Below are 25,572 nucleotides of genomic sequence, written 5' to 3'. Positions count from 1 at the left end.
AAATAGCGCGCTTTTAGCAAGTCACGCCGGCTACCCAAACGATCACCTAGCCAGTGGATCCCGCTGTGGACGACCTCAGCGTGGTTTCGTATATGCGGGACGACCCGCCCTCAGAAGATCATTTGTATGTTCAATAAACTACTGATTGCAAATCGAGGGGCAATTGCTTGCCGCATCCTCCGCACCCTAAAAGCCCTGAACGTGAAAGGGGTGGCGGTTTATTCAGAATCGGACATTGCCAGTTTACATATTCAGCAGGCCGACGAGGCGATTAGCCTTGGGGAAGGCCCCGCTGCAAATACGTATCTCAATGTAGCGCGAATACTTGAAGTCGCAAAAACCACCGGGGCGACTGCCATTCATCCTGGGTATGGTTTTTTATCTGAGAATGCAGCGTTCGCAGAAGCTTGTGAACAAGCGGGCATCGCCTTTATTGGCCCAACCCCGGAACAATTACGCGTATTCGGGCTTAAGCACACGGCAAGGGCGATTGCAAAAGCCCATCAGGTGCCCATGCTGGAGGGCACTGAGTTGTTGGAGAGCGTGCGCGAGGCGACCGCTGCAGCCAAGCAGGTAGGTTACCCGGTCATGCTGAAAAGCACCGCAGGGGGTGGTGGCATAGGCATGCGCGTGTGCTGGAACGAACGCGACCTTGCCGAAGCGTTTGAAGCCGTGAGGCGCCTGGGACAGAACAACTTTAGTGACTCTGGCGTGTTTATTGAAAAATACATTGAACGCGCCAGACATTTAGAGGTGCAGGTGTTTGGGGATGGCAAAGGCGAGGTCATTGCCTTGGGGGTGCGTGATTGCTCTGTGCAGCGCAGAAACCAAAAAGTATTAGAAGAAACCCCGGCGCCCAATTTGCCGGACGGCATGGCGCAGGCGTTGTGTGAAGCGGCGATTAAATTAGCAACAGCGGTTAATTACCGCAGTGCGGGCACCGTAGAATTTGTGTATGACAGCCTTGCCGAGCAATTTTATTTCCTGGAAGTGAATACCCGCTTACAGGTAGAGCATGGTGTTACCGAGCAAGTATGGGGCGTTGACCTGGTGCGTTGGATGATTGAATTGGCAGCTGGCGACTTACCGCCTTTGTCAGAAATTCGCCAAACACTGCAACCCCATGGCCACGCAATACAAGCCCGCCTGTATGCGGAAGATCCTGGAAAAGACTTTCAACCCAGCCCTGGTTTGTTGACCAATGTTGCGTTTCCAAATGCGGATGGAAAAGCATTGCGTGTAGACACATGGGTTGAGGCAGGCTGCGAAGTACCGCCCTATTTTGACCCTATGATTGCAAAAGTGATTAGCTGGTCAGCCACCAGGGAAGAGGCCAGAAAGCGTCTGGATGACGCGCTCGCAGAGACCGTGCTATACGGCGTAGAGACCAACCGTGACTACCTCAGACAAATATTATCCGACCAGCCATTTTCAGAAGGCCATCCCTGGACACGCTGTCTTGAGGGTTTAGCCTATCAATCTCACACATTTGAAGTCCTTGTTCCGGGCACGCAAACCACCATTCAGGATTATCCTGGTCGGCAGGGATATTGGGCAGTCGGTGTTCCACCCTCAGGCCCAATGGATAGCCTGGCTTTCCGTTTGGGGAACCGTTTGCTGGGGAACGAAGAACGTGCCGCCGGATTGGAAATCACCATGAGTGGTCCCACCTTGCGCTTCAATACGGATGCCGTTGTCGCTATCACGGGTGCAAACATCCCGGTAAAAGTGGATGGCGAGCAGGCGCCACAACATATCTCTCTCCACATCAAGCGAGGGTCAACGTTAACCTTAGGCAAAATTGCCGAAACAGGCGCCCGCAGCTATTTGCTTTTCAGGGGCGGCCTGGAGATTCCTGAATATTTGGGCAGTAAAAGTACGTTTACGCTGGGCCAATTCGGCGGGCATGCGGGGCGCGCTTTAAGGGCCGGGGATGTCATCCACCTGCCAGCATTAGAGGATGCTGCTGCGGGCATCGCGCTACCGCCAGACCTCTACCCTCCCCTTGCTGAGACCAGACAGATCCGAGTCATTTATGGGCCGCATGGCGCCCCGGAATATTTCACCCAGCGCTACATCGATCAGTTTTTAAACACAGATTGGGAAGTGCATTTCAACTCCAGCAGGACTGGTGTTCGCCTGATTGGACCGAAGCCTGAGTGGGTCAGAGAAAGCGGCGGTGAAGCGGGTTTACATCCTTCCAATATTCACGACAATCCCTATGCGATTGGTGCGGTTGATTTCACCGGTGACATGCCGGTGATTCTCGGGCCTGATGGGCCCAGCCTGGGTGGCTTTGTCTGCCCGGTGACGATGATTGAAGCAGATTTATGGCACTTGGGACAACTCAAGGCAGGTGACAAAGTTCGCTTTATCCCGGTGACCATCGCCGCCGCCAGAAAGGCTTTTAAAGAACAACAGCAACAAATCGCAGGCCTGAGTCCAATCACTGCATCTTGGCAGGCGGCAGAACTGCAGACCCCTATCGTGCTGGAAATTGGGGAAAAGGAGTCCAAGCTCGTCGCAAGACTATCTGGCGATACGCACTTGTTGATTGAGATCGGCGCGCCTGAGCTAGACCTTGTCTTACGATTCAAAGCGCATGCTTTGATGCAAGCCATCGAACAAAGTAATCCTGCAGGCATTATTGACCTCACCCCTGGCATACGCTCCTTGCAAGTGCATTACCAGCCTGAACAGCTGCCATTAAAAACATTATTGGCGTTGATCCAAGAAATTTGGGGCAAACTCAGTTCAACGCAAGACATTACCGTGCCATCCAGGGTAGTGCATTTGCCATTGTCCTGGGACGATCCCGCTTGCCAATTGGCGATCGAAAAATATATGACCACCGTGCGTAAAGATGCGCCTTGGTGCCCGAGCAACCTGGAGTTTATCCGCCGCATTAATGAATTGCCGGATATTCAAAAAGTGCAGGAAATCGTTTTTGACGCCAGTTACCTGGTCATGGGGCTGGGTGATGTTTACCTTGGCGCACCAGTCGCGACCCCTTTGGATCCAAGGCACAGATTAGTCACTACCAAATACAATCCGGCCAGAACCTGGACTGCAGAGAACTCCGTTGGGATTGGCGGCGCTTACATGTGCGTTTACGGTATGGAGGGCCCAGGGGGTTACCAGTTTGTGGGCCGCACCCTGCAAATGTGGAGTCGCTACAAAAATGTGGCTGCGTTTGAAGGAAAGCCATGGTTACTGAATTTCTTTGACCAGATTCGCTTTTACCCCGTGTCGGCCGAAGAATTACTTGTCATCCGGCGTGATTTTCCACTCGGTCGCTATCCATTAAAGATTGAAGAGACCAGCCTCAATCTTTCGCAATATCAGTCCTTCTTGGCGCGGGAAGCATCATCGATTCAAGCGTTCAGAACCCATCAAAAAAAGGCATTCGATGCGGAGCGTCAGCGCTGGATTGACACTGGGCAGGCGAATTTTGAAATAAATGAACAGTTAGCCAGTGACACGGAAGAATCCACCTTAGCCGAGGGGCAGGTTGGCGTGGAAAGTCACATTGCCGGCAATTTGTGGCAAGTCGTTGTGCAGATTGGGCAACAGGTGACCGCTGGCGAATCTTTAGTCATTCTTGAATCCATGAAAATGGAAATTGAAATCCAAGCACCTGTCGATGGTGTCGTGGCAGAGATACGGGTCTCCTCTGGCTCACCAGTCAACGCCGGGCAGTGTGTGGTCGTGATTAACGAAGCTTAAAGGACATTGAAATGAAACACCCATATAACCTGCAATTGGATGCCCTTAAAAGTGCGTATGCCAACCATGCATTCTCACCCCGTGAACTCATTCAAGCATTGCGCGAAAGAGCCCTCCAGTTAAATCCAGAATACAAGCTCTTCATCCACATTCTGACCGAAGAAGAGTTAGCGCCTTATCTGGCAAATCTAGAGGCGACCGGGCCGGAAAGCTTACCGCTGTATGGCGTCCCATTTGCGGTCAAGGATAACATCGACCTGGCCGGTGTCCCGACCACGGCGGCATGTCATGCGTTTAGTTACATCCCGGCAAAAAATGCCACCATTGTTGCGCAGTTGATCGCACTAGGCGCGATCCCCATCGGTAAAACGAATCTTGATCAGTTCGCGACTGGCCTGAACGGCACCCGCTCCCCCTATGGACTCTGCCGCAATAGCGTTCTTGCTGAATATCCCAGTGGCGGCTCCAGTGCAGGCTCCGCGCTGGCAGTGGCATTGGGACTGGCATCGTTTGCACTCGGGACGGATACCGCAGGCAGCGGGCGTGTTCCGGCAGCGCTCAACAACCTGATTGGATTGAAAGCCACCAAAGGCTTAATTTCAACAGCTGGTGTTGTACCAGCTTGCCGCACGCTGGATTGCACGACCTTTTTTACCGCGACCGCATTGGAAGCAAGCAAGCTGCTCGCACTCACTGCGCGCAAGGATCCAGAAGACGAATACAGCCGAGCCAATGTTGGCTGGAACACGGGCAGATCGTTTGGCATCCCCGCCAGCGGATTTAAGTTTGGCGTCCCTAAACAATTAGAGTTTCTAGGTTGCGCTGAAAGTCAGGCCCTCTTTGAGCGTTCAGTCTCCACCCTTGAGACCATGGGGGGCATCGCCATTGAAATAGACTTCAGTGCCTTTCTGGAGGCTGCGAAGCTTCTTTACGAAGGCCCATGGGTCGCTGAGAGATACAGCGTCGTTGGCGAGTTGATTGAGAACAATCCAGAAGCGGTACTGCCCGTCATCAGAGATGTGCTACAAAAAGCACCAACTGCCACAGCGGTGCAAGCGTTTAGAGCACAATACAAATTACAAGCCCTAAAAGTCAAGACGGATGCCATTCTTGCCAACCTGGATTTCATGATCACGCCGGCCTATCCGCGCCCGGTCACCTTGGCCGAGCTAGCGGCAGAGCCTGTGAAACGTAACTCTGATTTGGGGACTTACACCAACTTCATGAATCTGCTCGACTATGCGGCGGTAGCGGTTCCGGCTGGATTCATGCGGAATGGCCTGCCTTCAGGGGTGACTTTGTTTGGGCGGGCATTCTGTGACCAATATCTTTTAAGTATTGCGGACAGTTTTCAGCGCACCTCAAAACTACCGCTGATTGGTCAATTCGAATTCACGGCCGCGCCCCCTACCACCTTGGCAAAAAATGATCGCTCACAGCTGCTGGTGTGTGGCGCACATTTAGACGGTTTGCCCTTGAATTGGCAATTAAAAGATAAAGGCGGGCAATTGCTCAAAAAAACACAGACCTCCTCTGCTTACCAGTTTTATGCCTTGGCGGGCTCACCGCCCAAACGACCAGGGTTAAGAAGAGTTGCAACCGGTGGCCGGTCATTTGAGGTGGAAATCTGGGAAATCCCCACCCAAGAGCTAGGCGCCTTTCTAAATGATATTCCGGCGCCATTAGGACTGGGCAAGGTTGAACTGATAGATGGCTCATGGGTCACCGGATTTATTTGTGAGGATTACGCACTGGAAACTGCAGATCAAATCTCTCAGTTTTCTGGATGGCGAGATTACTTGCAACACCAATAGCTTTGCTGGGTCTGTCAGCGAACCGTTGACGTTTCCCTGATTCATTCAAAAATCTTTTTTGCTTTTAATAGGGATGTTGCACAAAAAGATGACTATCTTTAGCGCAGTGGGGAAGCCATCCAGCCATTGCGTTTTCACAGGACAGCTTGGCTTCACTTTAGGACAATTTATGGCTTGGTTACAACTTTTCGCCGCTGGCATTCTGGAAATCATCTTCGCTTACGCGATCAAAGAGTCTGATGGTTTTTCAAAACTGCTACCATCACTTATGACGCTGCTTACAGTGATAGGAAGCTTTTGGTTGCTGTCTTCAGCGATGCGCACGATCCCCATGGGCACTGCTTACACTGTTTGGACGGGGATTGGTGGCGTTGGTGCATTTATCGTTGGCATCACGGTGCTCTCTGAACCCATCACAATGTTGCGATTACTTGCGGCAACCTTAATCATTTCTGGGCTGATACTCATGAAAGTTGGCGGATCATAAGCCATGAAATGGCAACAGCACTCGCCCTAAAGGGGTCGTTCACTTAACGCTCACCTTGCGTGAGACGACGTATTTATTCTTTTAACAGCACGTCTGTGATCAAGCAGACTCTGCTGATGTAGCTTACTTCGTTGCAATTACCCAAGCTTGTACGATTCAAGCCCAACCTTAGGCAATCTATAGCGCGCAACCCATCATTGCGAAAATGGGATAGTTGAATTCACACGAAACTCGCATGATACGACCATGATTTTAATTGCTAGGGGAAGCTGTCATGAGCGTATCGTTAAAGCCAACGCTGAATGGTTGGCATTTATGGGGACTGGCCGTCGGGCTGGTGATTTCCGGCGAATATTTTGGCTGGAGTTATGGCTGGGATAAAGCGGGAACCTTGGGTTTTTTGGTGACCACGCTATTTATCGCGCTGATGTACACCACCTTTATTTTCAGTTTTACTGAACTGACTACTTCTATTCCGCATGCCGGTGGGCCGTTTGCTTACGCCAGACGGGCTTTTGGTCCTAAGATGGCGTATGTGGCCGGTTATGCCACCTTGATTGAGTTTTTATTCGCACCGCCGGCTATTGCGATGGCGATTGGCGCCTATCTGAATGTGCAATATCCGGGCATAGACCCCAAGCTTTTTGCCGTGGGTGCTTATATTGTATTTGTCAGTTTGAATATTGTTGGGGTGCATATCGCTGCCACCTTTGAACTGCTGGTCACCTTGCTCGCAATTATGGAGTTATTGGTGTTTATGGGCGTGGTTGCCCCCGGTTTCTCAATGACAAACTTTGTCGCACATGGCTGGGCAGGTAATGACGTTTTTAGTAGCGCAGCGATTCCAGGCATGGTGGCGGCGATTCCATTTGCCATTTGGTTTTTTCTCGCAATTGAAGGTGTTGCCATGGCTGCAGAAGAGGCCAAAGATCCGAGAAGAACGATCCCCAAAGCTTATATTGCCGGGATTCTGACGCTGGTGTTTCTGGCCATTGGCGTGATGTTATATGCAGGTGGCGTGGGCGACTGGAGAACCCTGGCCAATGTCAATGATCCTATTCCACAGGCAATGAAAGTGGTGGTGGGTGAGAACAGTGGCTGGTTACATATGCTGGTTTGGATTGGCTTGCTAGGATTGATCGCCTCTTTTCACGGAATTTTGCTTGGTTGCTCACGGCAGATTTTTGCCCTGGCACGCGCCGGATTTATGCCGAAATACTTTGAAGCCACGCATGCGCGCTTTAAAACCCCACATCGCGCGTTGATCGCTGGGGCCGTGGTCGGCCTGGCAGCTATTTTGAGTGATGACTTACAGTTTAATGGCATGACGCTCACGGCAAACTTGATCACGATGGCGGTATTCGGAGCCATCGTCATGTATATCGTTTCGATGCTGAGCTTTTTTGCGCTGAGAAAAAACGAGCCTGCGCTGGATCGCCCGTTCCGTACCATGGGTTATCCGCTGTTTCCGGCAATTGCCTTGAGCCTTGCCGTGATCAGTTTGCTGACCATGATCTACTACAATCAGGCATTGGCGCTGGTGTTTGCCGTGCTGATGGCAGTGGGCTATATTTATTTCAGCCTGACAAAAGGGCAACGCGACACAGCGACTGACCGTTAAACGCGGACAATCCATGCAAGGTACGTAAAGGAGTCCCCTGTTGATTCCTTGGAGAGTGAGAAAAAGATGGCTTACAGTTACAGCGTCGGAGTACATCAGTATCAGTTTAAAGACTTGAAAGAAGTGCTGGCAAAAGCCTCACCGCCGCGCTCTGGCGACTTTCTCGCAGGCGTGGCTGCAGAGACTTATGTCGAACGGATGGCCGCCAGAATGTGCCTCGCCAGTGTGCCGCTCAAACGCTTTTTAGAGGAGTTGCTGCTGCCTTATGAACAAGACGAAGTGACGCGCTTGATCATTGATACGCATGATGCGCAGGCATTTAGTGAGATCAGCCATTTAACCGTAGGCGATTTTCGAGACTGGCTGTTGCTGGATACCACGGATACCGCCACGCTGACGCGGGTTGCCAAAGGCATCACACCGGAAATGGCGGCTGCGGTCAGCAAGCTGATGCGCAACCAGGACTTGATCCTGGTTGCCAAAAAATGCCAAGTGACGACCGCATTTCGAAATACCATCGGCCTGCCAGGTCGTTTGTCTGTGCGCTTGCAGCCCAACCACCCGACCGACGATGCCCGCGGTATTGCCGCTTCTCTGCTAGACGGATTATTGTATGGCTCGGGGGATGCGGTGATCGGCATCAACCCGGCCACCGATAGCATTCCTGGCTTGATGAACTTATATTACCTGGTTGATGAAGTCATTAACCAATATGAGATTCCCACCCAGTCGTGCATCCTGACCCATGTCACCAACCAGATTCAACTGATTGAAAAAGGTGCGCCGATTGATTTGGTGTTTCAGTCGATTGCCGGCACCGAACAAGCCAATAAAACGTTTGGTATTAATCTTTCGATTCTGGATGAAGCGTATTCTGCAGCATTGTCACTGCAACGCGGCACGGTAGGCCAGAACGTTATGTATTTTGAAACAGGCCAAGGCTCGGCACTCTCGGCCAACGCCAATTTTGGCATGGACCAGCAAACCTGCGAGGCACGTGCCTATGCGGTTGCCCGCCACTTTTCGCCCTTACTCACCAATACGGTGGTGGGCTTTATCGGGCCTGAATACCTATACGATGGCAAACAAATTATCCGTGCCGGCCTGGAAGACCATTTCTGCGGTAAGTTGCTGGGCCTGCCGCTGGGGTGTGATGTCTGCTACACCAACCATGCCGAGGCAGATCAAGACGACATGGACACCTTGATGACCTTGCTGTCTGTGGCAGGCATTACCTTCATCATGGGCATTCCAGGGGCGGATGACATCATGCTTAATTATCAGACCACTTCCTTTCACGATGCGCTCTATTTGCGTAAAACACTCAACCTGAAGCCAGCACCGGAGTTTGAGCAGTGGCTACAACGCATGAACCTGATGGATCACACCGGCATGATCCGCCCGGTAGACAATAGCCATGCCTTGTTACAAAATAAACCCAAGCAATTAATGAGTGTCCCTTAATATGCATCAGCCTCCTGCAGCCCCTAGCACAGGCATCGTCAGCGAAGATCCCTGGTCACAGCTTAAAAGCTTTACGCAAGCGCGGATTGCCCTCGGCAGGGTAGGTAGCAGCCTGCCTACGCAAGAAGTCCTGGATTTCAGCTTGAGCCATGCATTGGCCAGGGATGCGGTTCATCTTGGCCTGGATACCCAGGCTTTGATGGCGCAAATTCAAGCGACATTGTCAGTCGATGTCCATCAGGTTCATAGCAAGGCACCAGACCGGGCTTCTTATTTATTAAGACCCGATTGGGGCCGTCAACTGAGTGAGGACAGCGGGCTACACCTCAAAGCTGCCAAACCAAAACAAGCGATTGATTTATTACTGGTGGTGGCGGATGGCTTGTCTTCACTGGCAATCAAAAATCACGCGCTGCCATTATTGCAAGAAATTCATGCGCAAGCCCCTGCGGAATGGCATCTGGGGCCGGTGGTGATTGCCTCCCAGGCCAGGGTTGCACTGGCCGATGAAGTGGGCGAAATGCTAGGCGCAAACATGGTGGCCATGCTGATTGGTGAACGGCCTGGACTCAGCTCGCCGGATAGCCTGGGGATTTATTTGACGCATCAGCCGCGGCGTGGCCGGAGTGATGCGGACAGAAACTGTATTTCCAATGTCAGGCCAGATGGCCTGGGTTATGCCGCCGCCGCAAAAAAATTGTTATGGCTGGCAAAAGAAGCCAACCGTTTAAAATTGTCAGGCGTTGCGCTCAAAGATGAAAGCGATGTCGTTATGATTCAAGACGCGCCTTCCGACCAATGACGCAAAACCGCCACCTCATCCATGAAAGCGCTTGAAGGTGGTAGAGGGAGCTTCACCAAACATCTTTTTATATTCCTGCGAAAAATGTCCAAAATGCCAGAAGCCCCATGAAGTGGCTGCCTCCGTCACAGAATTGGCGTGCCTCAGCATTTGGCGGACACCATTGAGCCGCTCGGTGCGCAGGTAGACGATCGGACTTTTCTCCAGGGTTCTTTGAAAATGATATTGCAAGGTGCGGTGGCTCATGGCCAAAGACTCGCACAACTCGACGACAGTGATAGGATCATCCTGGCGTTCACGCACGATTTTCCGGGTTTTGGTGACCACTTGCCATGATTGATGCTGATAATAAACCGTCCTTGGCGCCGAATCGTCACAGAGCAGTGTATCGGCCACCATTTGCAAAGCCATCATTTGTGTTTCTTGCACCAGCGTAGGGTATTGAATAAAGCCGGGCAATGCCTTTAGCGTCGCAAATACTGAACGTAAAAAGCGCACCAGGTTCAGATACTTCGTTTGGTTCAAATATAAAATCTTGGCACTCTTGCACTGCTGGTCCAGTCGCTCCTGATCGTCATCTGACAAGTACTGCATCAGAAATTTTCTCGAAATCACAATCAGGCCGATGGTGAGGTTTGCGGGCGAGACAAACTCAAAACCGTTTCTGCCAGAAAAAATATGCACTGCCTGCTGCTCGCAGAGGCTGCCACAAAACATGCCCTTTTCAATGCTATTCATCGGCACCCCGATGGAGATTTTCTCCTCATCCAGATAGCCTTGTTGATGGAGTTGCTGATTAGTAAACTCAAGGAATAATGACACCTCAGGCAAGTGCACATGGGTCAAAAAGCCATTAAAGTGCCCGGCCGAGAGCTGTGAGTAATCTTGATGCCAGCCTTGCAGGAACTGAGACTGCTCATCAAAATCCTGACTTTCCCTATGCAAATAGTTTGACTGTGGCAGCGTCAATAATGCCGCAGTGCGCGCGCAGTGTTCTAACATTATGGTATCCCTGAGTCTGCTTTATTATTGTGTGAGCTAACTGTAGTGCTGTGTTAGCAAATAACATTCCAACTCTCCTGTTTTAGCACACCGCCCAGCATTCAGCTTGCCATGCAGGTTTACAAAGCATTTCCTGCGCGCTTTTATTTCGTAGCATTGGTTACCCTCATCACAAAGTTATCAATCCAGGTGCAATTAGGCATGCTGCGCCTATTTTTAGTGCATTGCATGGGCGCAAAAAGCACTGTCTGCGCATCAGGCTGCTCACCTAATCCTCAAACCTCCCATCACCATTTTTATCTGCATCTTTGCCGATTTGGGATAGCCGCAGGGGACTGCAATCCGCAGAATGAGCTCACATTATTCATTAACAGGGACCCTATTTATGCGTAAATCTATCCTTTTTGCTCTTGCACTCGTCTCCGCAAGTTTCGTCTCCACGCTTAGCCAGGCAGAAGAAAAATCTGCCTGGACATTGTCCAGAAATGTGGCCTTTGTGTCGGACTACTACTCCCGCGGCATCTCTCAGTCATGGCACAAGCCTGCCGTTCAGGCCGGGATGGATCTTGCCCATGAGAGCGGCTTTTATGCAGGCGTTTGGGGGTCTAGTATCACGCCACAAACCTATGTCGACAGCACCACCGAGATTGATATTTACACGGGCTACAATGGCAGTTTCGCTGCAGTTGAAAAGCTCGCCTGGTCAGCTGGGCTGATTGGCTACCTCTATCCCGGCGGCAATTGGAACAAATGTAACTGTAAACGCAGCGACGGGGTTACCAGAGTGGGTAGCCAGCGCTTTGACACTTATGAAGCAAATGTTGCCCTCAGTTATGACTGGATTAGTGCAAAAGCCTCTGTCACGCTCACGGACTGGTTTGGCGCCAATAAGAGTACCGGTTTTGACAGCGATAGCCGTGGCTCCACTTACATCGAGTTAAATGCCAACTATCCGCTGCCGTTTTATGACCTGATTCTGGTGGGACACGTTGGTATGCTTGATGTAGCGGCCAAGGTAACACCACTCTCTTATGGTGACTACTCTGCTGGTAAAGGGAATCCAGACAACACTGACTACAAAATTGGATTGAGTAAAACGCTGGCAGTAGCGAATACGACTGGGCTGAACCTTGGCGTGTACTATGTGGGGGCGAATGACACTGGCTACTGGAGTCCCCAAGGTTACGGTGGCTCCAGTTTTAATGGCGGAAGCCGGTCCAAAGACCTGACAGATAATCGCTGGATAATCACGCTGAGTTCTACCTTCTGATCAACACCGCGTTTGATCCGTGGTCGCGCGTCAGTCTGATGCGACTGGCGCAGCCTGGAGCGCCACTCCAGGCCGTTAGCGACCAATCACAGTCCTCTCTCATACTCCCGGTTAACCGGGAGTTTTTTTATGTAAGGTGCGTGAGAGGCTGGCGCTGCTAAGCATCAGCCTGTCATGACAGACCGTCCGGTTGCGACTAAACGTTCAAAATCCTGCGTACGCTGCGGGACTGAGAAATAATAGCCTTGGAACGTATTACATCCCAAACGGGTGAGAAGGTCGAGCTGCGCCTCGGTCTCCACCCCTTCGGCCAATACGTCGAGTTGCAGGCTGATCCCTAGTGAAATAATGGCATTGACGATACTTTGGTGATCCTGCCCCTGTAACATGTCGCGTACAAACGACTGGTCAATTTTGAGCTGATCAAACGGGAAGCGCTTGAGATAAGACAGGGAAGAGTAGCCCGTGCCAAAATCATCCAGCGAGAAACTGACACCTGCTGCTTTGAGCGCGGTCATTTTGGCGATGATATCTTCCACATTGTCGATCAACATGCTTTCCGTCAACTCAAGTTGCAGTCGGCCCGGGGCAATATTGGCCTCGGTCAGCAATTGCTGCACCTCCGTGACAAATGCTGATTGCAGGTACTGCTTGGGGCTGACATTCACGGCCAGCACCATTTGACTGAGTTGCGGATGAAATGCCCACTGCTGCAATAAGGCACAGGCCTGCTGTAAGACCCAGCGTCCCAGGGCGACAATTTGTCCGCTAGACTCGGCGAGGGCAATAAACTCACCGGGCATGATCAGGCCACGTTCAGGATGTTGCCAGCGCAACAGTGCTTCTGCACCGACCATCTGGTGCTGTCTGTTATATTGTGGCTGCAAATGCAAGACAAACTCCTGTTTTTCTATGGCCTCATGCAACTCCGCCTCCAGCGCCACGCGCTGACGGAGCTCGATTTCCATCTGCGCATCAAAAAACCGGTAGCCATTTCTGCCGGCCTCTTTGGCTTTATACATGGCCATATCGGCGCGTCTGAGCAGCTCATCGGTCTGACTCATGTCAGGATCAAACAAGACGACGCCAATGCTGGGGGTCGTGTAATGCTGGTAGTGATTGAGTTTGAACGGCTTTTTAAAGGCGCCTACGATTTTTTCACAAATTTTGCGCGCCTGCTTTTCCGCTTGGTCCGCTGCGGATGCCAAACTATCGAGCACGACCACAAACTCGTCGCCGCCCAGGCGGCTAACCGTATCCTGCCGCCGCACAGAGTGTTTAATGCGTTTGGCGACCTCAATCAGCAAGGCATCACCTACCGCATGGCCATGCGTATCGTTGAGTGTTTTGAAGTTATCAATATCGATAAACATCAAGGCACCACCGGTTTTTTTAAGTTGGGATTTACGGATATGTGCCGCCAGCCTGTCTTGCAGCAACAGCCGGTTGGGGAGGCCGGTCATGGTGTCGTAGTACGCCAATTGGCGAATTTGCGCATCGGTGCGCTTGCGTTCACTGATGTCCCTGAGTACAGCCACCCAATGCGTCACACGGCCACGCTTGTCATGCAGCGGCAAGGCATCCATTTCCAATGAAATGCCGTTGCCTTGATGGTCGACAGTCACCACTTCCGTTTTAATCGGTAATTGCTGCTGCCAGGCTTCCTTAATGCGTTGCAAATCGTTGGCAGGCGTACTGTTTTTAAACAGCTCAAACGGCGAAAGATGATTGTACTGGTCCACGGCCAAGCCGGTGATACGTGTAAACGCTTCATTTAAAAACACAATTTTTTGCTGTAACGGGGTGTGTACCGGCGCCTCAGTGATCATCACCATATCATTCAGCCGTGACACACCGCTTTGTAACAGCTTCAATTGTTCGTCTGCCTGCTCGCGCTCAATCGCCAACCCCAGAATATGGGCATAACTCTCGACCATGTCCAGCTCGGCTGTCTCTGGCAGGTGGCGAGACTGACGATACATCGCCAGCATGCCAAGCACCCGTTGGCTGCGTGAGAAAATGGGCAAACTCCAGCAGGCACGCAAGCCATGTTTCAGCGCAAGGTCCGCATAGTCGGCCCATAGCGGATGCGTGCTGATGTCTTCGGCTATCACCCGGTTCTGTGTCAGACTGAGCATGCCATAGCCTGCAACAGGCAGCTGGCTCATCGCTTGTGCGTAGCTGGCTGGCAAGCGGTGCGAGGCAGCATGATGCAGATGCCGCCCATCCTGGTCCATCTGCAAAATCACACAATAGACCTCGGAAAAATGCGCCTCGATGAGCTGCACGGCCGCATGCAAAATCTCAGGTAACGGGATATCTGCCAGTAGCATCGCCTGTATTTTGTCTTGTCCCTGCTTGATCGCTTCGAGTTGTTTTTGTGCCGTAATATCCTGTAACGAGCCTTGCACCTGAACAATCCGGCCGTGCTCATCGCGCAACGCCTGTCCCATTGCGCGCACCCAGAACCGGCGACCATGCACGGTGACCTTTTCCAGCTCCAGATCGTAGGGGACTCCCTCCGACATGCATTTTTCAAGCGCGCTGGACATGATCGCCCGATAGGCTGGCACAAAAAGACCCATGCCTTCCTCAAGGCTGGGAGAGTATCCAGGTGGCAATTCATGTAAGGCCGCCACTTCGTCAGACCAGCGCATGCGCTTTGTGGGTAGGTCTATGACCCAGCCACCGATTTTTGCCACATTGCCCGCCACTTTGAGCAAATACTCAGTCTGGCGCCGCTGATCTATTTCCTCTTGCAAGGCCCGCGTTCGCTCAGAGACCTGCCTGCGCATTTGCAGGTTCCACAACACGGTGACAGCCACCACCAGCACGAGTGTAAACACCCCGCGTATTAGCCAGTTCACATAGGGGCGTTCTATAGAAACATCATGGTGGTAGATAAAGCCTTGTAGTTGCGCATTGGCAGGAACCAGCCCCAGCGCGGCATAGGTCTGGGCAATCGACTGCCAGCGCTCTTCATTCATATGTCCCCAGGGCACCACCTCAGACAACACATAAGGCGCCATTAAACGCGCCTCCTGCAACAGAGACTGTTGATTGATGTCGCGTTGCGCAACGCCAGGCATGCTGGCTATCGCATTGGCCATGGCCTCTTGATGATTGAACGCGTACTTCCAGCCTTTTTTGGTGGCGCGCAAAAAAGCCTCAACCCGTGCGGGATGTTGCAACAGCTCCTGTTCAGTCGTGAACAGTACATCGCCATAAAAATCTGCGCCATAGGCCTGGTTGCTAAGAATAGCGGGGGCATAGCCTCTTTGCTGTAATTGCATGGGCTCATCCATCGCATAGGCCATCATGGCGTCCACGCGCCCCTCAATCAAATCATCCAGATTTGAGCGATAAGGCAGAAGCGTCATTTGGTGAATATCCAGATGTTGCTTGAATAGCATGGCCTGAAATTGCAAACGGCCATGTTCACCCGAAAGCATAATACGTTTGCCGATCAGGTCTTGAGGCCGCTTGATTCCGCTGTTTTGCAAACTCAGTAACACATACGGGGAGTGCTGAAAAATGGCGGCCAGTGCGATTAGCGGCTGGCCAGACAAGCGTGAAATCAGAATTTCGGAATCGCCGATGGCGTAATCTGCTTGATCAGACAAGACCTGCTTTAAGGGATCGATGGACTGGTTACCCTCGATAATCTCGACCGCCAACCCTTCATCACGGTAGTAACCCTGTTGCAAGGCAGCGTAATAACCAGCGAATTGAAACTGGTGATGCCATTTGAGTTGTAAGCGGATAGGCTCAGCCGGGGGTGCCGCATAGGCGAATGCTGACCAAACCATGGCCAGCAGCGAGGTGCAGACTAAAACAATCCATCGGCGTGTCATGCGGATCCAGACAACATGAAAGATATCCTGACTGGATGCGAGGTGTTCTGTCAGGCCCAACTGCATTTATACGGCAGTGATATGCAAACAGATTGCAGAAATAAACACAGAATCCATGAGGTATCCGGAGAATTGATCTCATTAATGCTCCGGGTGTGAGTTAACAAGCCGGTTTAGACCGACATGCAGGCATTGCCTGTGATCTCAGTTGCTCGTGTAAAATAGCGGCAAATCAACGCCAGCACGGCTTGTTGCACTGAATTTAAGGGGAAGATGGTTGAAACTCGCTACTTGGAATGTTAACTCGCTGACCGTGCGTTTGCCGCATGTGCTGGACTGGCTCAGTGCAAATCAACCGGATGTACTGTGCTTGCAGGAAACCAAACAGGAAGATAGCAAGTTTCCGTATGCGGCGCTCAAAGAGGCTGGCTACAATGCCGTGCATAACGGCCAGAAAACCTATAATGGCGTGGCGATCCTAAGCCCGCATGCAATAGAGGCTGTTCACCTGGACTTGCCAAACTATGCCGACACGCAAAAACGCATTATTGCGGCCACCATACAAGGCATTCGGGTGATTTGCGCCTATGTCGTCAATGGCCAGGCAGTAGACTCGGACAAATACCATTACAAGCTGGCATGGCTTAATGGACTGCAAAGCTGGCTTCAAGCAGAACTGAGTCAACATGAAAAACTGGTAGTTCTTGGCGATTACAATATTGCACCAGACGACCGTGACTGCCACGACCCGCAGGCCTGGCTGGGCCAGGTGCTGGTAAGTCCGGCTGAGCGGGCCGCCTTTCAGCAATTGCTGGCCTTAGGCTTGCATGATAGCTTCAGGTTGTTTAATGATCAGGCAGGCGAGTTTAGCTGGTGGGATTACCGCATGGCCGCCTTCCGCCGCAATATGGGCATGCGGATTGATCACATTCTCGTCAGCAACGCCCTCAAACCACACTGCGAAAGCTGTGTGATAGATAAAACACCACGCAAGCTCGAACGCCCCAGCGACCATACGCCCGTGGTGCTGACCCTGGCCAACGCAAGCCCTTAAACCGTTGGCATCACAAACTTGATGCCCTGCAACACCTCCAGAATGCGTGACTTAAGCCGTTTGTTCATGTCGTCTTCCATCGCCTGCAGTTGCATCGCCACCAAGGCAGCGACTTTTTCTTGCATGCTGGCCGCATTGACCGACAAGTCGTCCTGCATGCCTTGCTTGAAGGCCTCCAGTTGTTGTGCAGACAGTTCGTTAAACACTTGCTGCAACGATTGTTTATAGTCTGCAGCCAGAGTCGCCGCAGCCAGCTCATGGCTGGCGGACAAACGAGACTTGGCTTGTTCCTGTAATTGCTGCAAATGCGTCTCCAACGCTGCTTCCAGTTGGCTACGCAATGCCAATACTCTGCTTTCGAGTTCGGTTTGCTGTTGCGCCAACAAACTGGCGAGCCGTTCATCCAACCATTGCTGGCTATTGGCCTCCAACCGCTCAAGCAGTGTTTGTTCGGTGGCGGCAAATGTGGCCTGCTGCGACGCATTCAGCTGTAACAGCTTATCTTCGACCGCCTGCAACTGTTGCTCGGACTGGCTTTCCAGCGCCTCGGTAAACGCTTGTTCCCGTTGTTGCATCTGAGCGAGCTGCCCCTCTGTCAGCGCGCTCAGGCGCGCCTCCAGACCCTCCACCTGTTGCTTGCTGACATTGCCCATCGCTTCACGAAAGGCTTGCTCAATCGACTGTATACTTTCGCCGATTTGGGTTTGCGCCTGTGATAACACGGTCTGTTGCAACGCGTTGGCATACTGGGTCAGCCCTTGCTGGTGCTGCGCGAGCGACTCACTGGACTGCTCGGCCAACTGCGTCGTGATGAGTTGCGTGATCTCAGGCAATAAAGCCTGTTTGAGCTGTGCCACCAGTTCGTTCATGTCTGGCATCACCACCTCGGCCACTGGCGCCGCAGATTTTTGAACAACTTTGGTTAACACCGGAATTTCTGAAGTTTCCACACACCCTCCCCGTTATGCTTGTGACTGCATGGACTTGATATGCTGAATCTCATAGCCCCGATCACGGTAAAACGCCCAGCGCTGGCGACCAGCCGCTTTTTCAGTTTCGTCTTGCCCAATGATTTCGAACACATGCCGAAAACGGCTAAAAAACTTGGGCAATGCTGTTTGGCAGTTAAACAATAAATCATCCTGCCGGATCTGCTCAGGCGCCCAGGCAATCTGCACAGGCGTCAGCGCTGCATGGTCGGCATCGGCGAGCACATGCGGTAAAAAGCCTTCAACCGGCTGCTGCCAAAGCTGAGTACTCAACTGCTCAGCCTGCTGACGATCTGACAAATAGACGGTGACACTGCGCTGCCTGGAAAACGCCTGCGATATTAAATGTTGCATCAATGCAGGCGTATCAGGCACATCCGTATAAAAACGAATTTTGGTCATGCCTTTTATTGTGCGGCTTGCGCCAACAGATAACTCATGAGCAAAGGCACTGGCCGGCCAGTGCCGCCTTTTTCCTTGCCTGATTTCCAGGCAGTGCCTGCGATATCCAGATGTGCCCAGTCATACTTTTTGGTATAGCGCGACAGGAAGCAGGCGGCTGTAATACTGCCCGCGGCGCGCCCGCCAATATTTGCCATGTCGGCAAAATTGCTGTCCAGTTGCGCTTGATAGTCATCCCACAAGGGCATTTGCCAGGCACGGTCACCGGCTTGCTCACCCGCCTCCAGCAACGCTTTGGCCAGCTGGTCATTATTGGCAAACAAGCCACTGACATGATGGCCGAGTGCAATCACGCAGGCACCGGTCAAGGTTGCAATATCAATCACCGCGGCAGGCTCAAAGCGCTCGGCATAGGTCAAGGCATCACACAGAATCAAACGGCCTTCGGCGTCGGTATTCAATACTTCTATTGTTTGGCCAGACATACTGGTCAAAATATCGCCAGGTTTGGTCGCGCGGCCGCTTGGCATATTCTCACAGGTCGGGATCAAGCCAACCACGTTGAGTGGCAGCTTCAACTCACCCAAGGCCTTGAACACGCCAAACACGGATGCCGCGCCGCACATGTCATACTTCATCTCATCCATCTCAGCGCCTGGCTTGAGTGAAATACCGCCAGTATCAAACGTAATGCCCTTACCCACCAGCACCACCGGTTTTTGCGATTTTTTACCGTGCAAATGCTGCATGACAATAAAGCGCGGCGGCTCTTCGCTGCCACGGGTCACGCCTAAAAATGAGCCCATATTCAGTTTTTCAATCGCAGCCTGATCCAGCACTTCGACCTTGAAGCCATATTCCTTGGCTAACTTTTCAGCCTGCTTGCCCAAATAGCTGGGCGTACAGATATTTGGTGGCAAATTGCCCAGATCCTTGGCCAACGCCACGCCCTGGCCAACGCTCTGCCCTTGTTTCAGCCCCAGCTCGGCCTCGGCTTGTGCGGATTTTTCAAGCAACACGCTGACGGATTGCAGCGGATGCGGCTCCACCGATTTCTCTTTGACCGCATTCACTTTGTAAGTGGCATCGAGCGCCACCTCAGCCAAAGCTGCCGTTTTTTGCTGCACACTGACTTTTTTCAACGCAAGCGCGGCAAAGTCGGTGGCGAGGTGATCTACGCCTGCTGGCAACGCTTTAATCGCGGCGCGGAAACTGGCACGCAATCCTTTGAGATTCAGCTCATCGGCTTTACCCAAGCCGACCAGCAGCACTCTGGGCGCCGCGACGCCTGCCAACTGGCGCAACATCAGAGTGGTACCAGCCTTACCTTCCATATCGCCAGACTTGACGGCCGCCGAGATGGCTTTCTCAGTGGCGCCATCCAGCAGCTTGGCTAAATCGCTGAGTTTACGGCCTTCAAAAATGCCCACCAGCAAGCAATCTGTACGCAATTTTTCCGGGGAAGTGCTTTTTATGCTAAATTCCATCTTTATCCTTTTTGGTTCCATGCAACTAGCTTAAGTGATGGTTGTATTATCTAGTGTTTTATGCTGATTTCAAAGCGGTGCATTTAAATTGAAAATTTTCAAACGTGCATTGTCTGCAGAGCTCATGTCTTCTGCCTCTGCCATCTTCCTGATTATCCTCGGCATCGTTGTCGCCCAGCGCGCTGGCAATATCGTACGCCAGGTCTCCAGAGGCATTTTACCTAACGATGCCATTGGCACCATCCTGACCTTTAGCCTGGTGCAATTCATGCCCATGATGATGTCGCTCGCCGTTTTTCTGGCCGTGCTATTGACGCTGACACGCTGGCACCGCGACTCGGAAATGGTGATCTGGATGTCCGCAGGGCTGAGTTTAAGACAATGGGTCTTGCCTATCATGCGGTTTCTGGCGCCGATTGTGCTCATCATCAGTCTGTTCAGCCTGATAATTATGCCTTGGGCCAGTGGCAAGGCTGACAGCTACCGCGAGCAGCTCAAAAAACGGGATGAACTGTCATCAATCAGCCCCGGGACCTTTAAGGAGTCGAGCGCGGGCGATCGCATTTACTTTATTGAGAGCTTTGACAAGCTTGGCTACGAAGTCAAAAACGTGTTCGTCCAATCCAAACAAAACGGCAAAATTGGCATTATTACTGCGAATCGTGGCAGCCGCTACAAAGCCAGCAACGGTGATAATTTTTTACGGCTGGAACATGGCCGGCGCTATGAAACCACGCCCAACAGTCTGGAGGTCATGACCACCGAGTTTGAGCGCTATGATATCCGGGTCGAAGCCAAAGAGACTGCGCCCGCCACCACCACCGCGCAGATTAAGTCCACGCAATCGCTGCTGAGCGATGCCAGCGCCGCAGACCATGCCGAGCTGCACTGGCGTATGGCGATTCCGATCTCAACCATCGTCATGGTCCTGCTTGCCATCCCGCTCAGTTTTGTCGATCCACGTGCAGGCCGCTCGCTCAACATCATGTTTGCGATCCTGATCTTTATCATCTACAACAACCTGCTCAGCATTTTTCAGGCCTGGATTACGCAAGGCAAAATTTCGGTACTGGTGGGATTGTGGCCCGTGCACCTAAGCTTTATCCTGCTCGGCTGGTATCTTTACCACCGACGCAAACATCTGAAACCGTTGATGCCGGGCTGGCTCAAACGCACCCCCAAAATCGCTAAGCCATGACCCTGACCCGTTTAAACCGTTATTTCTGGCAAGAGATCAGCTTCAGCATCATGCTGGTGCTGTTGGGCCTGCTTGCCATGTTTTCGTTCTTTGACCTGCTACAGGAGCTGGACAGCCTGGGACGAGGTCACTATGGCATCAACAGCATGCTCACCTATGTCGCCCTGAGTATCCCTGGCCATATATACGAGGTGGCACCAGTCGCCGTATTGCTGGGCATCGTCTACACATTGGGCGCGATGGCCGGGAACTCGGAGCTGATTGTCATGCGCACCAGCGGCATTTCGTTGCAATCCATTGCCATGATTCTGCTTAAAATCGGCCTAGTGTTTGCATTAGTGACCTTTCTGATTGGCGAGATCATTGCGCCCATCAGTGAAAAACTGGCGCAGCGCATCCGTATTCAAGCCACTGATTCCGTCGTCGCGCAGGACTTTCAATCCGGACTCTGGATTAAAGACGGCAGCAGTTTTGTCAATGTCAGCTCGGTCATGCCAGACACCAGCCTGGTCGATATCCGCATTTATGATTTCGACCCCCAGTTCAAGTTAAAGCACATCAGCTATGCAGAGAAAGGCTACTTTCAGGATGACCACTGGGTACTGTCTAACGTCACCCAGACCAATATCAATCACAGCAAACAGATTCAGGATAACTCGATCACCTCACAGTTTTTCAAGCAGACGCGCTGGGAGTCACTGATCCGGCCAGAACTGTTGAATGTGCTGCTGGTATTGCCAGAAAAAATGTCGGCCTGGAACCTGTATAGCTTCATTCAATACTTACATCAAAATGGACAACGCAGTACCCGCTATCAGGTCGCACTGTGGGCTAAGCTGGTCTATCCACTGGCCTGTTTGGTGATGGTGGTACTGGCCTTACCATTTGGCTTTTTGCAACAGCGTGCCGGTGGTATCAGCGCCAAAATCTTTGCCGGTATTTTTCTGGGCGTGGTCTACCAAATCATGAACCGCGTATTTGTGCACTTGGGTGTGCTCAATGACTGGCCACCGCTGGTGAGTGCCATCAGCCCGACGCTACTGTTTTTGCTGGTCGGCCTGGGCATGCTTTACTACGTAGAGCGGCGTTAAAACGCGCCTGACTCGTGCTTATGTGATGCGGATTATCCGCGTGCCAAGCAGCCGGTCATGCAAAAACTGCTGCTCGCGATCCAGTACTGCCCACCAAAATGTCAGCCCAGCCGGGAGCAACAACAGTGTTGCCACCCCATAGCGCAGCAAAGCCAGGCGCCAGTCCAGCAAACTGCCGTCGGCATCTATCACTTTCAGCTTCCAGGTCTGGCTGGCCAGCGTTTGGCCGGTCACCACCCAACAGCGCACAAAGTAAGCGCCTATCGACAGCCACAACAGCATCTGCAAGCCTATACGCCGCCAGCCATGACTGGCATCCCCCACCACCAGCACATAAGCGGCGGTCAGTGCCAGGGCCAAGGCCAGCATCAACAAGGCTTCATAAATCACGGCCAGATATCGTTTAATTAAATATTTCATTGCGCGTCTGCCCACTTTCGCCGGATAACAAAAACCCCGCACATGCGGGGCCTATTTCACACAGGATAAACAGGGGATCCTGACTTATTTCTGATCCCAGCTATCTTCCCACATGCAGTGCTTGATTTTGTGACGGTTAGCAATCAGCTCATCGATGCTAGGCTCGTCGTTCAATGCGCGCTTCAAGGCCAGCTTGATCGCTTCGTAGTTGTTTTTGTACAGATCGGCTTTGTCCAGATTGGCTTCTTTGGCACAGCCCGGATCAATCCACAGCAAGGCAATAATGCACAGATCATTGACCAGCTCTTTAGGAACAATGCCTTCGATCACTGCATCGGTAATGCCATCAGCCACACCGGCTTGCACCACACCACCGAACAATTCGATATTCAAGGAGTCTTTCAAGGTGACTTTTGGCACCATCATGGTCGCTGGACGCACCATCTGGTTGATGTCACGCACGGCAAACATGGCTGTGTGGCCTTTGGTTTGCGCCATCATGTTCGCGAAAGCCGTACCCACTGGGCCGTCCACGGCACCGATCACGATTTCTGGCATCGCGGCAGTCACGTCCTTGCCTTCGGAAAACACGGTAGCTTCACCCGCTTTAAATACGATTTTTGACATGAGAATTCCTTTGTATGTCTGGATGTTGGAGAAAATTCAAACCGTGATTATATCAGTTCAAGCTGCATATCGACATGCAGGATATTGGCATCCAGATACGGCTCGCTGCAAACAACAAACCCGGCTTGCTCATAAAAACCAATTGCATGCCTCTGCGCCGACAAGCGCACATCGCTGAGCTCCCATTGCCGACAGATCTGTATTGCCTGCAACAGCATGGCCTCGCCAATTCCTCGCCGCCGCCATGCGGGCAATACCGCCATGCGGCCTATATAGCCCCCGGGCAGAACGCGGGCGCACGCCACGGCATCATGCGCGTAATGCGCTAACAGATGCACTGCAGTGTCATCCGCAGCATCCCACTCCAGCGCTTCGGGCACCTGTTGTTCATCTATGAAGACCTGTTGCCGTATCCGGCTACAGTCTGCCCATAAAGGATCTTGCTTACTCAGTGTACTGATTCGGAGCTCAACGCGCTTTACAGACATGACAGTCTCCAGAGCAAATATTGCAATTGTCACAGCCCGCAGGCATCATACATCCTTTATTAAAACAGGATTTGAGGAAAAGTTATGTGTCGTTTTCAAACCGCAGCGGCCAGAATTTTACTGGGGCTGGTGTTTTTTGGGGTGGTGATTTTAAAGCTGATGGCCATTTTAAATACGCCTGATGGTTATCTGCAATACCAAATGATGTTAGGGCAATTTGGCCTGCCAGCCGTCTTTGCACCACTGCTGATTTTCATTCAGTTTGTGTTTGGCCTGTTGCTGATCGTGGGGTACAAAACCCAACTCTCTGCGCGCGTTTTAGGCGTGTTGGCGGTATTTATGGCACTGGTGCTGGGCCAGGCTTCGCTGGACGCGTTTTTTGCCTACCTGGGCATCGCCGGTGGCATGTGGTTGTTGAGTATTTATCCGCAAACTGCTTGCAGTCTGGATAACCGCAAAAAATAAACGATTCAGTCGTAAAAAGCCGGGTTAGCCCGGCTTTTTTTATCCCTTGATTTTGATCCCCAGCTGTTTGAGCTTGCGATAGAGGTGTGTCCGCTCCAGCCCCGAAATTTCTGACAACCGGCTCATATTATTTTTGACCAGCCGCATGTGGTACTGGAAGTAAAAACGCTCAAAGTCATCGCGCGCTTCACGCAAGGGCTGATCCAGATTAAGCGGCATATGCTGCTCGGACGACTCGCCGCGCTGTCCTTGAAAATTGGCCAGAACACGCTGCACATCGGTCTGGGTAATGCTTTCACCCAAACTCGTCATGAGCAGGTTCTGTACCACGGACTCCAGCTCGTCCAAATCACCTGGCCAGTCAGCATTGCGCAGCGCATTCAGCGCCGCCACATCAAACGCCTTGTAGTCAATCTTGCTGGCTTCAACCATCAGGGTCGCCATCGCATTGACCAGATCGGGAATATCCTCTTTGTGCTCATCCAGGCAAGGCACCTTCACCGCTGACCCGGCCAGCGTTTGCAGCAAGGCCTGCTCCAGCATGGCTTTTTCAATCAGTTGCGGCAAGCCATGCTCACTGGCGCAAATCACGCGTACCCCGTATTTTTCGGATTTATTGATGAGCAGGTGCAGGCCTTTTTGTTCGGTCTTGCCCAGTCTGGTGACTTCATCGACAAACACCACGCCTTCACGGGCCTGCTCGAGAATTTCCATCGGTGCGGTGACCAGCTTCTCATACTCGGTCAAGGCCACCCACGGCGTATTCTGCGGACGCAAAAACTTGGCGCACAATGGCACACTGCCGCCTTTTTTACCAATCAGGAACAAGGTGTTTTTATGGCGCGCCAGCTGCTCCAAGCGCTGCTTGAGCTCCTGAATGACGGCACTTTTGCCAAAGCTGGACAGGTTAATTTCGGTATGCGCCAGATGCTCGGTATGCTTGATCGCTGCGCCTACGGTTTTGAGCAGCTTTTGCAAGGCAATCGGTTTTTCGAGGAAGTCGAACGCCCCGAGGCGAGTGGCCTCGACCGCGGTATCTATGGTGCCATGCCCAGACATCATGATCACCGGCATGGTCAGCAAGCCGGCATTGGCCCATTCTTTAAGCAGACTGATGCCATCGCAATCAGGCATCCAGATGTCAAGCAACACCAGATCCGGTCGATGCTTGAGCCGCTCGTCCCTGGCAATTTGTGCATTTTCTGCCAGGCGCACGACGTGCCCCTCATCCCGCAAGATATCGCTTAATAACTCCCTGATGCCGATTTCATCATCGACGACCAAAATATTACGTGAAGCCATGGTACTTCC

Annotated in this window: 20 protein-coding genes; 11 read left to right on the top strand and 9 right to left on the bottom strand. The window is 52.1% G+C overall.

Going from position 1 to position 25,572, the window contains the following annotated elements; genetic code table 11:
* Positions 1 to 126 precede the first annotated feature (126 nt).
* The 6 genes from uca to eutC all read left to right on the top strand — a co-directional run bounded on the left by uca (position 127) and on the right by eutC (position 9,914).
* The gene (uca, locus tag ACFQ1T_RS04865; protein ID WP_379074459.1) at positions 127 to 3,726 is read left to right on the top strand and encodes an urea carboxylase; all 3,600 of its coding nucleotides are present in this window, start codon (positions 127 to 129) and stop codon (positions 3,724 to 3,726) included.
* Positions 3,727 to 3,737: 11 nt separating this feature from the next.
* The gene (gene atzF / locus ACFQ1T_RS04860; RefSeq protein ID WP_379074456.1) at positions 3,738 to 5,540 is read left to right on the top strand and encodes an allophanate hydrolase; all 1,803 of its coding nucleotides are present in this window, start codon (positions 3,738 to 3,740) and stop codon (positions 5,538 to 5,540) included.
* Positions 5,541 to 5,709: 169 nt separating this feature from the next.
* Positions 5,710 to 6,027 (top strand): DMT family transporter, encoded by a 318-nt coding sequence (locus ACFQ1T_RS04855; protein ID WP_194748797.1) that lies wholly within the window; start codon positions 5,710 to 5,712, stop codon positions 6,025 to 6,027.
* 274 nt (positions 6,028 to 6,301) lie between these two features.
* Complete coding sequence (gene eat, locus ACFQ1T_RS04850) at positions 6,302 to 7,648, top strand: ethanolamine permease (RefSeq protein ID WP_379074453.1); 1,347 nt, start codon at positions 6,302 to 6,304, stop codon at positions 7,646 to 7,648.
* 66 nt (positions 7,649 to 7,714) lie between these two features.
* On the top strand, positions 7,715 to 9,112 hold the full coding sequence (locus ACFQ1T_RS04845; RefSeq protein ID WP_379074451.1) for an ethanolamine ammonia-lyase subunit EutB: 1,398 nt from the start codon (positions 7,715 to 7,717) through the stop codon (positions 9,110 to 9,112).
* A 1-nt stretch (position 9,113) separates the two neighbouring features.
* Positions 9,114 to 9,914, top strand: coding sequence for an ethanolamine ammonia-lyase subunit EutC (gene eutC, locus ACFQ1T_RS04840; protein WP_379074448.1), 801 nt, complete (start codon positions 9,114 to 9,116; stop codon positions 9,912 to 9,914).
* 15 nt (positions 9,915 to 9,929) lie between these two features.
* Here the strand turns inward: eutC and ACFQ1T_RS04835 are convergent, their stop codons facing one another.
* Positions 9,930 to 10,916: a helix-turn-helix domain-containing protein gene (locus ACFQ1T_RS04835; protein ID WP_379074445.1), complete on the bottom strand. Its 987-nt coding sequence runs from the start codon at positions 10,914 to 10,916 to the stop codon at positions 9,930 to 9,932.
* Between the two features lie 385 nt (positions 10,917 to 11,301).
* On the opposite strand from ACFQ1T_RS04835, the gene ACFQ1T_RS04830 reads away from it, so the two are divergent.
* A complete protein-coding gene (locus ACFQ1T_RS04830; RefSeq protein ID WP_194748802.1) occupies positions 11,302 to 12,186 on the top strand; it encodes a TorF family putative porin in 885 nt (294 codons plus the stop codon).
* Between the two features lie 164 nt (positions 12,187 to 12,350).
* Here the strand turns inward: ACFQ1T_RS04830 and ACFQ1T_RS04825 are convergent, their stop codons facing one another.
* On the bottom strand, positions 12,351 to 16,040 hold the full coding sequence (locus tag ACFQ1T_RS04825) for an EAL domain-containing protein (protein ID WP_379074442.1): 3,690 nt from the start codon (positions 16,038 to 16,040) through the stop codon (positions 12,351 to 12,353).
* A 277-nt stretch (positions 16,041 to 16,317) separates the two neighbouring features.
* Here ACFQ1T_RS04825 and xth point away from each other — a divergent pair, with 277 nt between their 5' ends.
* The gene (xth, locus tag ACFQ1T_RS04820; protein WP_379074439.1) at positions 16,318 to 17,094 is read left to right on the top strand and encodes an exodeoxyribonuclease III; all 777 of its coding nucleotides are present in this window, start codon (positions 16,318 to 16,320) and stop codon (positions 17,092 to 17,094) included.
* Here the strand turns inward: xth and ACFQ1T_RS04815 are convergent.
* Genes ACFQ1T_RS04815 through ACFQ1T_RS04805 form a run of 3 tightly spaced genes read right to left on the bottom strand, consistent with a single transcriptional unit; the run spans position 17,091 to position 19,972 of the window.
* Positions 17,091 to 18,044, bottom strand: a complete 954-nt coding sequence (locus ACFQ1T_RS04815) for a hypothetical protein (protein WP_379074436.1) — start codon at positions 18,042 to 18,044, stop codon at positions 17,091 to 17,093. The two genes, xth and ACFQ1T_RS04815, sit on opposite strands and share 4 nt — an antisense overlap.
* Before the next feature lie 12 nt (positions 18,045 to 18,056).
* Positions 18,057 to 18,485 (bottom strand): DNA polymerase III subunit chi, encoded by a 429-nt coding sequence (locus ACFQ1T_RS04810; protein WP_194748806.1) that lies wholly within the window; start codon positions 18,483 to 18,485, stop codon positions 18,057 to 18,059.
* 5 nt (positions 18,486 to 18,490) lie between these two features.
* A complete protein-coding gene (locus ACFQ1T_RS04805; RefSeq protein ID WP_194748807.1) occupies positions 18,491 to 19,972 on the bottom strand; it encodes a leucyl aminopeptidase in 1,482 nt (493 codons plus the stop codon).
* Positions 19,973 to 20,060: 88 nt separating this feature from the next.
* On the opposite strand from ACFQ1T_RS04805, the gene lptF reads away from it, so the two are divergent.
* The gene (lptF, locus tag ACFQ1T_RS04800; protein ID WP_194748808.1) at positions 20,061 to 21,170 is read left to right on the top strand and encodes an LPS export ABC transporter permease LptF; all 1,110 of its coding nucleotides are present in this window, start codon (positions 20,061 to 20,063) and stop codon (positions 21,168 to 21,170) included.
* A complete protein-coding gene (gene lptG, locus ACFQ1T_RS04795) occupies positions 21,167 to 22,261 on the top strand; it encodes an LPS export ABC transporter permease LptG (protein ID WP_379074431.1) in 1,095 nt (364 codons plus the stop codon). Before lptF ends, lptG begins: the two co-directional genes overlap by 4 nt.
* Before the next feature lie 18 nt (positions 22,262 to 22,279).
* Here the strand turns inward: lptG and ACFQ1T_RS04790 are convergent, their stop codons facing one another.
* The 3 genes from ACFQ1T_RS04790 to ACFQ1T_RS04780 form a co-directional block, all read right to left on the bottom strand.
* Positions 22,280 to 22,681, bottom strand: a complete 402-nt coding sequence (locus ACFQ1T_RS04790; protein WP_379074428.1) for an RDD family protein — start codon at positions 22,679 to 22,681, stop codon at positions 22,280 to 22,282.
* A gap of 84 nt (positions 22,682 to 22,765) precedes the next feature.
* Positions 22,766 to 23,308, bottom strand: coding sequence for a formaldehyde-activating enzyme (gene fae, locus ACFQ1T_RS04785; RefSeq protein ID WP_313985285.1), 543 nt, complete (start codon positions 23,306 to 23,308; stop codon positions 22,766 to 22,768).
* A 47-nt stretch (positions 23,309 to 23,355) separates the two neighbouring features.
* The gene (locus ACFQ1T_RS04780) at positions 23,356 to 23,796 is read right to left on the bottom strand and encodes a GNAT family N-acetyltransferase (RefSeq protein ID WP_338655489.1); all 441 of its coding nucleotides are present in this window, start codon (positions 23,794 to 23,796) and stop codon (positions 23,356 to 23,358) included.
* 84 nt (positions 23,797 to 23,880) lie between these two features.
* On the opposite strand from ACFQ1T_RS04780, the gene ACFQ1T_RS04775 reads away from it, so the two are divergent.
* The gene (locus tag ACFQ1T_RS04775; RefSeq protein WP_338655491.1) at positions 23,881 to 24,261 is read left to right on the top strand and encodes a DoxX family membrane protein; all 381 of its coding nucleotides are present in this window, start codon (positions 23,881 to 23,883) and stop codon (positions 24,259 to 24,261) included.
* Positions 24,262 to 24,300: 39 nt separating this feature from the next.
* Here the strand turns inward: ACFQ1T_RS04775 and ACFQ1T_RS04770 are convergent, their stop codons facing one another.
* Positions 24,301 to 25,563 (bottom strand): sigma-54-dependent transcriptional regulator, encoded by a 1,263-nt coding sequence (locus ACFQ1T_RS04770; protein ID WP_379074423.1) that lies wholly within the window; start codon positions 25,561 to 25,563, stop codon positions 24,301 to 24,303.
* Between the last annotated feature and the right edge of the window lie 9 nt (positions 25,564 to 25,572).

Source organism: Methylophilus glucosoxydans, assembly GCF_042676145.1.
Classification (GTDB): domain Bacteria; phylum Pseudomonadota; class Gammaproteobacteria; order Burkholderiales; family Methylophilaceae; genus Methylophilus; species Methylophilus glucosoxydans.
Note: the sequence above shows the minus strand (reverse complement) of the source record. Positions and strands in the feature narration are given on the sequence as shown.